Genomic DNA, 11913 nt, shown 5'->3' on the forward strand with positions numbered 1-11913 from the left:
ATGGATTATGGGAATATTGAACGTCACCCCGGATTCATTCTCGGACGGCGGGCGCTACATCGATCCGTCCGCAGCGGTGGCCCGCGCAGAGCACATGCTTCAGGAAGGTGCAGACATCCTCGATATCGGCGGTGAGTCCACGCGGCCCGGGTTTGATCCCGTACCTCTGGAAGAGGAGCTGCGCCGGGTGATCCCGGTGATTAAAGCGATCAGGCAAGCGGGCATTACCGCACCGATTTCCATCGATACGTACAAGGCGGAAACAGCCAGACGGGCTTTGGAAGCGGGGGCTAACATCATCAACGATATTTGGGGTTTGCAAAAGGATGCCGCGATGGCTGAAGTTGCCGTTGAATACGGATGTCCGATCATTCTAATGCATAATCGCACCGAAGCGGTATATGCTAACTTTATCCAAGATGTCATAGATGACTTGCGTCTAACGGTTGAGAGGGCACAAGCCGCAGGAATCCGCGAGGATCAAATTATTCTTGATCCGGGTATCGGTTTTGCCAAATCATATGAACAAAATTTGCAGCTGATGAACTATTTGGACCGGATCGTAGCTTTGGGCTATCCGGTACTGCTCGGCACATCCCGCAAAAGCATGATCCGCCATACGCTGAATCTTCCTCCGGGGGATGTGGTCGAAGGTACGGCGGCAACGGTTGCGCTGGGCATTGCCCAGGGATGCCGCATCATGCGGGTTCACGATGTACAGGCCATGAAACGGGTAGCGTTGATGACCGACGCGATCCTGCGCCAGCGTTAAGAAACAAAGAACTTCTCCGGATAAGAGGAGGCAAGAGGTAATGAAGGACAGATTGATATTAAAAGGAATGTCCTTTTTCGGGCACCACGGCGTTTTTCCCGAAGAAAACAAGCTGGGCCAACGCTTCTATGTAGATACGGAGCTTTACTTTCCGCTCGATAAGGCCGGTCGTTCCGATCAGCTTGAAGATACGGTGAACTATGCTGAAATATACGAATTCATCAAACAAATTGTCGAGCAGAAGACATTCAAGCTGATTGAGGCTTTAGCCGAAGATATTGCATCTGAACTTTTGCAAACTTATACTAGTATAAATGAAATTACCGTTCGCGTGGTGAAGCCCCACCCGCCTTTTGCCATTGTTTTTGACGGTGTAACGGTTGAAATTCACAGAAAGCGGGCTCCTATTCAATGAATTCACACAACACAGGCACATGTGGGTCTTCCGTATACGCCTACATCGGTTTGGGCTCCAACATGGGAGACAGAGAGAGGTTTTTGCGGGAAGCCGTGCGGCTCTTGCAGGACACCCCAGGAGTACAAGTAACCGGTGAATCGGGATTATATGAGACCGATCCGGTCGGGTATGTGGACCAGGCCCTTTTTTTAAATCAGGTAGTGGAGATTAGCACGACGCTGGAGCCCCAACCGTTGTTTGAACGCATGTTGGACATCGAGCTGCAGCTGCACCGCAAGCGGGATATCCGATGGGGGCCCCGAACGATCGATTTGGATTTGCTGCTGTTCGGAGATCGTTCTCAAGACTGTCCCGATTTAATTTTGCCGCATCCGCGCATGATGGAACGTGCCTTTGTGCTTGTGCCGCTCGTTGAAGTGATGTCGCTTCGGGACCCGGTACGGGCGGAACAATGGACCAGGCGGCTTGATCGGATGGAAGGAAAGGAAGGCGTCAGATTGTGGAAAAAAATGCATTAGCTCAGCGCATCCGCGCTTTTCGTAAATTAAAGGGGTATACGCAGAACGAATTGGCGCAGAAGCTCGAAGTATCAATTGCCGTACTCGGTTCGATCGAGCGTGGAACCCGCAAAGCCGATCCCAAAATGATTCGCAAAATATCCGAAGCGCTCGGTATCGATCCGGAAGAGTTGTCTTCCCCGACGGGCTAAAAACATATTATTCTTAATCCAATTGGAAAGGAGACAGACTCATGCTAACCATAGGTAATGTTACTGCACCGAACAACGTGGTATTGGCCCCTATGGCAGGGGTGTGTAATCCGGCCTTTCGCTTGATCGCCAAAGAGTTCGGTACCGGCCTTGTATGTGCCGAAATGGTGAGCGATAAGGCGATTCTGCACGGCAATCACCGCACCATGGAAATGCTGTACGTCGATGAGCGCGAAAAACCGCTCAGTTTGCAAATTTTTGGTGGAGATACGGAAACGCTGCTGGAGGCGGCAAAATTTGTCGATCAGAACACAAACGCCGATATTATAGATATCAACATGGGCTGTCCTGTCCCCAAAATCACAAAATGTGACGCGGGGGCGCGATGGTTGCTGGATCCCGGTAAAATCGAGCAAATGGTTTCTACCGTATCGAAGGCGGTAAGTAAACCGCTCACGGTAAAAATGCGGATTGGTTGGGATGACGATCATATCTATGCCGTACAGAATGCCAAGGCCGTGGAGAACGGCGGGGGTGCTGCGGTGTCCGTACACGGGAGAACCCGGGTGCAAATGTATACGGGTCACGCCAACTGGGATATCATTAAAGAGGTGAAAGAGGCCGTATCGATTCCAGTCATCGGCAACGGAGATATTTTTACCCCGGAGGATGCCAAGCGAATGCTGGATCATACCGGTGTGGACGGCGTGATGATCGGACGGGCGGCTTTGGGCAACCCATGGATGCTGTACCGCACCATCCAGTATCTTACCCGCGGGGAGCTTCCTGATGAACCTAGCCCGCAGGAAAAAATCCGCATTGCCGTCCTGCATTTGGATCGTTTGATTGCTTTAAAGGGCGAAGCGGTGGCGGTCAAAGAAATGCGTAAACATTTGGCATGGTACCTAAAAGGACTTCATGGCGGAGCACGAATCAAAGATGCCATTATGGAGCAGACGAAGCGGGATGAGATGGTCCGGCTTTTGGAGGATTATGCTGAATCGCTTGAGGATCGGACGGCAATTACCCACTAAACAAAAGTGAAAATGGACGATAACGGGATGCTTGGTTTACATTGACATTTGATTGGGGTTGAAATATAATCAGTCAATAGTAAATGGCGGCAGGCCAAGGACGTGAGTAGCAGCTGCGTTCATTTAGTAATTATAAGTGAATTCATACTCGATGGAGCTCGAAATATGAAAATCTTTCACACGACGGGAGATAAATAACAATGGCCGAAAAGGAAGTCATTCTCACGCAGGAAGGTTTGAAGAAGCTCGAAGAAGAACTGGAGCATCTAAAATCCGTTAAGCGCCGCGAGGTGGCAGAACGGATTAAAATAGCAATCGGTTATGGGGATATCAGCGAGAACTCCGAATACGAGGATGCCAAGAATGAACAGGCGTTTGTAGAAGGCCGGATCATTACTTTGGAGAAAATGCTGCGCAACGCGCGAATCATTAACAATGATGAAGTCGATACCGATGCGGTGAACGTCGGGTCCATCGTCATTCTGAAGGACCTCGAATTCGGAGACATTGTGGAATATTCCATTGTAGGTACGGCGGAATCCGATCCCTTCCAGAATAAAATATCCAATGAAAGCCCTGTGGGCAAAGCCATTCTTGGCAAACGCAAAGGGGCTATCGTTGACGTAAACGTACCTGCTGGCGTCATCCAATATGAAATCGTAGACATTAAGAAGTAATTTGGGATAGAAAAGCTTCCTTGGGAGGCTTTTTTTCCTATCGAATGAGTATTTCCGTTTATTTCAAGAATCAAGGAGCTGGAAACATGACTGTGGAATTGGAATTGAACGAGCTGCTGAAAATCCGCCGTAATAAATTGGACGAGCTGCGCGGCATGGGAATCGACCCATTTGGTCAAAAATTCGAAAGAACTCATCATGCGGGTGACATCTTCAAAGCTTATGAGGACAAGACGCAAGAAGAGCTTGAAGCGCTGTCCGCCGAAGTGAGCATTGCCGGACGGATCATGCAGAAGCGGGAAATGGGCAAAGCGGGCTTTGCGCATCTTCAGGACATTACGGGTAAAATTCAAATTTATGTCCGTGCCGATGCGGTAGGCGAAACGAAATATCGTGCCTATAATCTGCTGGATATCGGTGATTTGATCGGGATCCGGGGGACGGTATTTAAGACCAAGACCGGAGAACTGTCTGTTAAAGCCAAATCGGTGGAGATACTCTCCAAGTCGCTCCTGCCCCTCCCGGAAAAATACCACGGTTTGAAGGATGTCGAGCTCCGTTACCGCCAGCGTTACGTCGATCTGATTATGAATCAGGACGTTCAGCAAACCTTTATTACACGGTCCAAAATCATTCAATCGATGCGCCGTTATTTGGATTCACGCGGCTATTTGGAAGTGGAAACGCCGACATTGCACGCCATTGCCGGCGGTGCGGCCGCGCGCCCTTTCATTACGCACCATAATGCGCTGGACATGCAGCTTTACATGCGGATTGCGATTGAGCTTCATTTGAAGCGGCTGATTGTAGGCGGCATGGAGAAGGTGTATGAAATCGGACGCGTATATCGTAACGAAGGGATTTCTACAAGGCACAACCCGGAATTTACGATGATCGAGCTGTATGAGGCTTATGCCGATTATAAAGACATCATGAAGCTGACCGAGGAAATGATTGCGCATATCGCTCAGGAAGTATTGGGCACAACCAAGATCACGTACCAAGGCCAGGAAATTGATTTATCTCCTCCTTGGAGACGAGTCTCTATGGTAGAGGCGATTAAAGAAGTCGTAGGCGTTGATTTCAGCGCCGATATAAGTGATGAGGAAGCCCATAGGCTTGCAAAGGAGCATAAGGTGCCGGTAGAGCCAATGATGACCTACGGCCATATCGTAAATCAGTTCTTCGAGACATTCGTAGAACAGACCTTAATCCAGCCTACATTTGTTACGGGCCATCCTGTGGCGATTTCTCCGCTGGCGAAAAAGAATGATCAGGATCCGCGGTTTACTGACCGTTTCGAGCTGTTTATTGTTGCCCGTGAGCACGCCAACGCATTCACCGAGCTCAACGATCCGATCGATCAGCGCGAGCGCTTTGAAGCCCAGCTGGCGGAACGGGAGCAAGGTAATGACGAAGCGCACGAGATGGACGAGGATTTTATTCGTGCGCTGGAATACGGTATGCCGCCTACAGGCGGGTTAGGTATCGGCATCGACCGATTGGTCATGCTGCTGACCGATGCGCCATCCATCCGCGACGTACTGCTGTTCCCGCTGATGCGGGAGCGTCAAGGCGAATAAAAGGAACTCAGAGGTTACCTCCGCAGTGTACTGCGGAGGTATTTTTATGCGGGCAAATCTACCAGTTGCATCGGTTTGAACAATTTGTTATATTATCTCTTGCAGCTTCTATGGCGCGTGTTGTTGAAGATGATAGAGACAACCGCGAAATGGATGCAGCGAAAAAATAATGCTTGCATTCAGCTAGGCGAATATGATATATTAATCAAGTCGCTTTCGACGAGGTTGAAAAAACAGAGTCGAAAAACGGCGCATAAAATTGCCCTTTGAAAACTGAACAACGAGTGAGTGTAAAGATAGAGAATCGAGAGATTCTCGCCAGTAGTAGATAATGAGCTAATCAGCTTTTCTTTCATGGAGAGTTTGATCCTGGCTCAGGACGAACGCTGGCGGCGTGCCTAATACATGCAAGTCGAGCGCTAGGGGTGCTCCCTTACGGGAGATCCCCTGGAGCGGCGGACGGGTGAGTAACACGTAGGCAACCTGCCTGTAAGACCGGGATAACTACCGGAAACGGTAGCTAAGACCGGATAGGTGATTTTTCCGCATGGAGGGATCAAGAAACACGGTGCAAGCTGTGGCTTACAGATGGGCCTGCGGCGCATTAGCTAGTTGGTGGGGTAACGGCTCACCAAGGCGACGATGCGTAGCCGACCTGAGAGGGTGATCGGCCACACTGGGACTGAGACACGGCCCAGACTCCTACGGGAGGCAGCAGTAGGGAATCTTCCGCAATGGACGCAAGTCTGACGGAGCAACGCCGCGTGAGTGAAGAAGGTTTTCGGATCGTAAAGCTCTGTTGCCAAGGAAGAACGCCTTGGGGAGTCACTGCCCTGAGGGTGACGGTACTTGAGAAGAAAGCCCCGGCTAACTACGTGCCAGCAGCCGCGGTAATACGTAGGGGGCAAGCGTTGTCCGGAATTATTGGGCGTAAAGCGCGCGCAGGCGGCCGCTTAAGTTTGGTGTTTAAGCCCGGGGCTCAACCCCGGATCGCACCGAAAACTGGGTGGCTTGAGTGCAGGAGAGGAAAGCGGAATTCCACGTGTAGCGGTGAAATGCGTAGAGATGTGGAGGAACACCAGTGGCGAAGGCGGCTTTCTGGACTGTAACTGACGCTGAGGCGCGAAAGCGTGGGGAGCAAACAGGATTAGATACCCTGGTAGTCCACGCCGTAAACGATGAGTGCTAGGTGTTAGGGGTTTCGATACCCTTGGTGCCGAAGTTAACACAATAAGCACTCCGCCTGGGGAGTACGCTCGCAAGAGTGAAACTCAAAGGAATTGACGGGGACCCGCACAAGCAGTGGAGTATGTGGTTTAATTCGAAGCAACGCGAAGAACCTTACCAGGTCTTGACATCCCTCTGACCGGTACAGAGATGTACCTTTCCTTCGGGACAGAGGAGACAGGTGGTGCATGGTTGTCGTCAGCTCGTGTCGTGAGATGTTGGGTTAAGTCCCGCAACGAGCGCAACCCTTGAGCTTAGTTGCCAGCATTAAGTTGGGCACTCTAAGTTGACTGCCGGTGACAAACCGGAGGAAGGTGGGGATGACGTCAAATCATCATGCCCCTTATGACCTGGGCTACACACGTACTACAATGGCCGGTACAACGGGAAGCGAAGGAGCGATCCGGAGCAAATCCTTATAAGCCGGTCTCAGTTCGGATTGCAGGCTGCAACTCGCCTGCATGAAGTCGGAATTGCTAGTAATCGCGGATCAGCATGCCGCGGTGAATACGTTCCCGGGTCTTGTACACACCGCCCGTCACACCACGAGAGTTTACAACACCCGAAGTCGGTGGGGTAACCGCAAGGAGCCAGCCGCCGAAGGTGGGGTAGATGATTGGGGTGAAGTCGTAACAAGGTAGCCGTATCGGAAGGTGCGGCTGGATCACCTCCTTTCTATGGAGTCCATGTTACCTGCGGGGTAACGGACAATAAGCAAGAAGCACTCACTCGTGTTCAGTTTTGAAAGGTGCAATGCCTTTCAAAGCTTAGCGTGTTCTTGGCAAAAGTTGATGGTTGCATCGGCAAGCCGGAGCATGGTAAGATACCTTTCCTGCCGGTAAAACGGCAGCGGAAATACGTTTGTTCCTTGAAAACTGGATATCGAAACGAAGCAAAATGCTGAATCATCCCGCTGCGATTTTCGTGAGGAAATCGTCAGCAGCCGATACGTAAGTGTCGGCACCGAATAACCAAATTGGTTAAGCTAATAAGAGCACACGGAGGATGCCTAGGCGCCAGGAGCCGATGAAGGACGTGGCGAACGACGAAATGCCTCGGGGAGCCGTAAGCAGGCTTTGATCCGGGGATGTCCGAATGGGGAAACCTGCGTATCGTAATAGATACGTACCATGCAGTGAATACATAGCTGCATTGGAGGCAGACGAGGGGAACTGAAACATCTAAGTACCCTCAGGAAAAGAAAACAAAAGTGATTCCGTCAGTAGCGGCGAGCGAAAGCGGATTAGCCCAAACCAGGGGGCTTGCCCTCTGGGGTTGTGGGACGTCAACGTGGGTTGAGCAGAGTAGGTGAAGCGGTCTGGAAAGGCCGGCCGGAGAAGGTAACAGCCCTGTAGCCGAAATTCTGCGAAAACCCTAGACGGATCCCGAGTACCGCGAGACACGTGAAACCTCGTGGGAATCCGGCAGGACCATCTGCCAAGGCTAAATACTCCCTGGCGACCGATAGTGAAGCAGTACCGTGAGGGAAAGGTGAAAAGAACCGCGGGAGCGGAGTGAAAGAGAACCTGAAACCGTGTGCTTACAAGAAGTCAGAGCTCGTTAATGAGTGATGGCGTGCCTTTTGTAGAATGAACCGGCGAGTTACGTTTGCAAGCAAGGTTAAGGTGAGAAGCCGAAGCCGCAGCGAAAGCGAGTCTGAACAGGGCGAGTGAGTTTGCAGGCGTAGACCCGAAACCGTGTGATCTACCCCTGTCCAGGGTGAAGGTGCGGTAACACGCACTGGAGGCCCGAACCCACGAATGTTGAAAAATTCGGGGATGAGGTGGGGGTAGCGGAGAAATTCCAATCGAACTCGGAGATAGCTGGTTCTCCCCGAAATAGCTTTAGGGCTAGCCTCGGGAGATGCGTCGTGGAGGTAAAGCACTGATTGGGTGCGGGGCCCGCCAAGGGTTACCAAGTCCAGTCAAACTCTGAATGCCACAGACGTTAACCCGGGAGTCAGACAGTGAGTGCTAAGATCCATTGTCAAGAGGGAAACAGCCCAGATCATCAGCTAAGGTCCCCAAGTGTGTGTTAAGTGGGAAAGGATGTGGAGTTGCGCAGACAACCAGGATGTTGGCTTAGAAGCAGCCACCATTCAAAGAGTGCGTAATAGCTCACTGGTCGAGTGACTCTGCGCCGAAAATGTAACGGGGCTAAACACACCACCGAAGCTATGGGTCCAGTAATGGGCGGTAGGGGAGCGTTGTAACAGCGTAGAAGGTTGATCGTGAGGACAGCTGGAGCGGTTACAAGTGAGAATGCCGGTATGAGTAACGAAAAGATCAGTGAGAATCTGATCCGCCGAAAGCCTAAGGGTTCCTGAGGAAGGTTCGTCCGCTCAGGGTAAGTCGGGACCTAAGGCGAGGCCGAAAGGCGTAGTCGAAGGACAACAGGTTGAAATTCCTGTACCACCGTGAACCGTTATGAGCGATGGGGTGACGCAGAAGGATAGTGACGCGAGCTGATGGATGCTCGTCCAAGCAGTGAGGCTGGTGTGTAGGCAAATCCGCACATCGAAAGGCTGGGCTGTGATGGGGAGGGAAAATTGGAGTACCGAAGGTCATGAGTTCAGGCTGCCAAGAAAAGCCTCTAGCCAGGGAGAAGGTGCCCGTACCGCAAACCGACACAGGTAGGCGAGCAGAGGATGCTAAGGCGCGCGGAAGAACTCTCGTTAAGGAACTCGGCAAAATGACCCCGTAACTTCGGGAGAAGGGGTGCCCCGGTAGGGTGAATAGCCCGAGGGGGCCGCAGTGAAAAGGCCCAAGCGACTGTTTAGCAAAAACACAGGTCTGTGCGAAGCCGCAAGGCGAAGTATACGGGCTGACGCCTGCCCGGTGCTGGAAGGTTAAGGGGAGCGGTTAGGGTAAGACCGAAGCTGTGAACCGAAGCCCCAGTAAACGGCGGCCGTAACTATAACGGTCCTAAGGTAGCGAAATTCCTTGTCAGGTAAATTCTGACCCGCACGAATGGCGTAACGACTTGGGCGCTGTCTCGACGAGAGATCCGGTGAAATTTTAATACCTGTGAAGATGCAGGTTACCCGCGACAAGACGGAAAGACCCCATGGAGCTTTACTGCAGCTTGATATTGGACTTTGGTACGATCTGTACAGGATAGGTGGGAGCCTGAGAAGCATGAGCGCCAGCTTGTGTGGAGGCGACGTTGGGATACCACCCTGATCGTATCGGAGTTCTAACCTGGTGCCCTAAGCGGGTATGGGGACAGTGTCAGGTGGGCAGTTTGACTGGGGCGGTCGCCTCCTAAAGCGTAACGGAGGCGCCCCAAGGTTCCCTCAGAATGGTTGGAAATCATTCGCAGAGTGCAAAGGCAAAAGGGAGCTTGACTGCGAGACAAACAGGTCGAGCAGGGACGAAAGTCGGGCTTAGTGATCCGGTGGTACCGAATGGAAGGGCCATCGCTCAACGGATAAAAGCTACCCTGGGGATAACAGGCTTATCTCCCCCAAGAGTCCACATCGACGGGGAGGTTTGGCACCTCGATGTCGGCTCATCGCATCCTGGGGCTGAAGTAGGTCCCAAGGGTTGGGCTGTTCGCCCATTAAAGCGGTACGCGAGCTGGGTTCAGAACGTCGTGAGACAGTTCGGTCCCTATCTGTCGCGGGCGTAGGAAATTTGAGAGGAGCTGTCCTTAGTACGAGAGGACCGGGATGGACGTACCGCTGGTGTACCAGTTGTCTCGCCAGAGGCACGGCTGGATAGCCAAGTACGGAAGGGATAAGCGCTGAAAGCATCTAAGCGTGAAGCCCCCCTCAAGATGAGATTTCCCAGTATGTAAGACCCCTTGTAGACGACGAGGTAGATAGGTTCGGGGTGGAAGCACGGCAACGTGTGGAGCTGACGAATACTAATCGGTCGAGGGCTTATCCAAAAAGCACATGAAGATGATCAGCGGCTTGGTTTCGATCCAGTTTTCAGGGCGCAAGCCTTGAGAAATGAATACGTTTGGTGATGATGGCGGAAGGGAACCACGCGTACCCATACCGAACACGACCGTTAAGCCTTCCAGCGTCGATGGTACTTGGACCGCAGGGTCCTGGGAGAGTAGAACGTCGCCAAGCAATGAAAGAGCCTCTTTGGATTTATAATCCGAAGAGGCTCTTTCCTGTTGTGTGATGCATAAAATAAGCACATCTTATCAATTTGAAATGCTTTTGCGGTATATGAAATAAACGATGGGGTGTTTTTTAAAAATAAGCGCACGGTATTATTTAAAGACATAATCTTAGGGAAAGAATACATAATAAGCATAGGAACCGAATCCGTTGTTGCTTAAACGAAGTTAAACAAATGTGATATCGGAGCATCTCGCTGTTGGCTTAGTCTGGAGCACTGCGGGGTGTTGCATTATTGTAAAAATCTGATATAATGTTTTTAAAGTCAAAGAAAGTCAAAGTCAATAATTGAGATTTTCAATGGCTTTCACACAACATTTTACGAACTGGCTTTACTTCTGCCTTTGGAGGTCGAACGGATGCGAAATGTTTCAGAAGTTATCGAACAGTATCTGAAGCAAATTTTGCAGCAGAGCCCGGGCGGCGTGATTGAGATCCAGCGTAATGAACTTGCCGATCAGTTCAACTGTGTTCCATCACAAATCAACTATGTCATCAGTACCCGTTTTACTTTGGAAAAAGGGTACATTGTGGAAAGTAAACGAGGCGGCGGCGGGTACATTCGAATTCAGAAGATTAAACTGCATTCTCATGGCCCTGTGCTTGACCATATTTTTCGAACGATCGGCTCGCATATGGATCAATCCGCTTCGGAAGGTCTGTTGTACCAGCTAGAGGAGGGCGGCTTCATTTCCGAAAGGGAAGCGGCCATCATGAAGGCAGCTATGGCAAGAGAGGTGCTCACCTTGAAACTGCCTCTTCGCGACGAGATTCGGGCGAAGCTTCTTAAAGCCATGCTGATCTCCTTACTTAGCAAATGAGGAGGGAACCGAATGTTATGTCAAGAATGTGGTAAAAAACAAGCAACGCTGCATTTTACTAAAATTATGAATGGCGAGAAGACGGAATTTCACATTTGTGAAACGTGTGCCAGGGAAAAGGGAGAGCTGATACCGGGAACCCCGAACGGCTTTTCCATTCACAATCTGTTGAGCGGATTACTTGACTTTGAACCCTCATCAACGCCCGGCACGCTGGCGAATAAAGTTCAACCGAGCCGCTGCGAGCATTGCGGGCTTACTTATAGTCAATTTAGTAAAGTAGGACGATTCGGCTGCAGCGAATGCTACAAATATTTCGGTGAGAAGCTCGAACCCCTTTTCAAAAGAGTCCACGGAAATATCATTCACACCGGCAAGGTTCCAAAACGATCTGGCGGGTTGATTAAATATAGGCGCGAAATCGATCGGCTCAAAAAGGAGCTGCTGTTATCCGTTGAAAATGAAGAATTTGAGCAAGCGGCCAAGCTTCGGGATCAGATTCGGGAATTAGAAAAGAAAGTAGCCGAAGGCTGAGAT

Annotated in this window: 9 protein-coding genes and 3 rRNA genes; all 12 read left to right on the plus strand. The window is 50.9% G+C overall.

All coding sequences use genetic code 11. From position 1 onward, the window contains the following. The first annotated feature begins 7 nt into the window (after positions 1–7). The 12 genes from folP to mcsA all read left to right on the plus strand — a co-directional run bounded on the left by folP (position 8) and on the right by mcsA (position 11910). Positions 8–772 carry a dihydropteroate synthase gene (gene folP / locus EXW96_RS19800; RefSeq protein WP_249929678.1) on the plus strand — a complete coding sequence of 255 codons (765 nt, stop codon included), beginning with the start codon at positions 8–10 and terminating at the stop codon, positions 770–772. A gap of 40 nt (positions 773–812) precedes the next feature. Beyond that, the gene (folB, locus tag EXW96_RS19805) at positions 813–1187 is read left to right on the plus strand and encodes a dihydroneopterin aldolase (protein WP_054819648.1); all 375 of its coding nucleotides are present in this window, start codon (positions 813–815) and stop codon (positions 1185–1187) included. Further along, positions 1184–1708, plus strand: coding sequence for a 2-amino-4-hydroxy-6-hydroxymethyldihydropteridine diphosphokinase (gene folK, locus EXW96_RS19810; protein ID WP_062410355.1), 525 nt, complete (start codon positions 1184–1186; stop codon positions 1706–1708). Before folB ends, folK begins: the two co-directional genes overlap by 4 nt. Next, positions 1690–1899 carry a helix-turn-helix domain-containing protein gene (locus tag EXW96_RS19815; RefSeq protein WP_062410356.1) on the plus strand — a complete coding sequence of 70 codons (210 nt, stop codon included), beginning with the start codon at positions 1690–1692 and terminating at the stop codon, positions 1897–1899. Before folK ends, EXW96_RS19815 begins: the two co-directional genes overlap by 19 nt. A 41-nt stretch (positions 1900–1940) precedes the next feature. Then, a complete protein-coding gene (gene dusB, locus EXW96_RS19820) occupies positions 1941–2933 on the plus strand; it encodes a tRNA dihydrouridine synthase DusB (protein ID WP_054819646.1) in 993 nt (330 codons plus the stop codon). Between the two features lie 200 nt (positions 2934–3133). Next, positions 3134–3610 carry a transcription elongation factor GreA gene (gene greA, locus EXW96_RS19825; protein ID WP_054819645.1) on the plus strand — a complete coding sequence of 159 codons (477 nt, stop codon included), beginning with the start codon at positions 3134–3136 and terminating at the stop codon, positions 3608–3610. A gap of 86 nt (positions 3611–3696) precedes the next feature. Beyond that, the gene (gene lysS / locus EXW96_RS19830) at positions 3697–5193 is read left to right on the plus strand and encodes a lysine--tRNA ligase (RefSeq protein ID WP_062411112.1); all 1497 of its coding nucleotides are present in this window, start codon (positions 3697–3699) and stop codon (positions 5191–5193) included. Between the two features lie 351 nt (positions 5194–5544). Continuing rightward, positions 5545–7095, plus strand: a 16S ribosomal RNA gene (locus EXW96_RS19835). Positions 7096–7398: 303 nt separating this feature from the next. Continuing rightward, a 23S ribosomal RNA gene (locus EXW96_RS19840) occupies positions 7399–10311 on the plus strand. A gap of 73 nt (positions 10312–10384) precedes the next feature. Beyond that, positions 10385–10501, plus strand: a 5S ribosomal RNA gene (rrf, locus tag EXW96_RS19845). Together the 16S, 23S and 5S rRNA genes form the textbook arrangement of a ribosomal RNA operon. A 413-nt stretch (positions 10502–10914) precedes the next feature. Next, positions 10915–11376 (plus strand): CtsR family transcriptional regulator, encoded by a 462-nt coding sequence (locus tag EXW96_RS19850; protein ID WP_174351235.1) that lies wholly within the window; start codon positions 10915–10917, stop codon positions 11374–11376. 12 nt (positions 11377–11388) lie between these two features. Beyond that, positions 11389–11910: a protein-arginine kinase activator protein McsA gene (gene mcsA / locus EXW96_RS19855; RefSeq protein ID WP_174351236.1), complete on the plus strand. Its 522-nt coding sequence runs from the start codon at positions 11389–11391 to the stop codon at positions 11908–11910. Positions 11911–11913: the final 3 nt, after the last annotated feature.

This window comes from Paenibacillus sp. JMULE4 (assembly GCF_013337105.1).
GTDB lineage: Bacteria > Bacillota > Bacilli > Paenibacillales > NBRC-103111 > Paenibacillus_G > Paenibacillus_G naphthalenovorans.

What these genes read in the sequence shown, in the direction of transcription:
- lysS (WP_062411112.1), top strand. Translation starts at nt 3,697, where the DNA reads ATGACTGTGGAATTGGAATTGAACGAGCTGCTGAAAATCCGCCGTAAT.
- folP (WP_249929678.1), top strand. Translation starts at nt 8, where the DNA reads ATGGGAATATTGAACGTCACCCCGGATTCATTCTCGGACGGCGGGCGC.
- folB (WP_054819648.1), top strand. Translation starts at nt 813, where the DNA reads ATGAAGGACAGATTGATATTAAAAGGAATGTCCTTTTTCGGGCACCAC.
- folK (WP_062410355.1), top strand. Translation starts at nt 1,184, where the DNA reads ATGAATTCACACAACACAGGCACATGTGGGTCTTCCGTATACGCCTAC.
- mcsA (WP_174351236.1), top strand. Translation starts at nt 11,389, where the DNA reads ATGTTATGTCAAGAATGTGGTAAAAAACAAGCAACGCTGCATTTTACT.
- EXW96_RS19850 (WP_174351235.1), top strand. Translation starts at nt 10,915, where the DNA reads ATGCGAAATGTTTCAGAAGTTATCGAACAGTATCTGAAGCAAATTTTG.
- dusB (WP_054819646.1), top strand. Translation starts at nt 1,941, where the DNA reads ATGCTAACCATAGGTAATGTTACTGCACCGAACAACGTGGTATTGGCC.
- greA (WP_054819645.1), top strand. Translation starts at nt 3,134, where the DNA reads ATGGCCGAAAAGGAAGTCATTCTCACGCAGGAAGGTTTGAAGAAGCTC.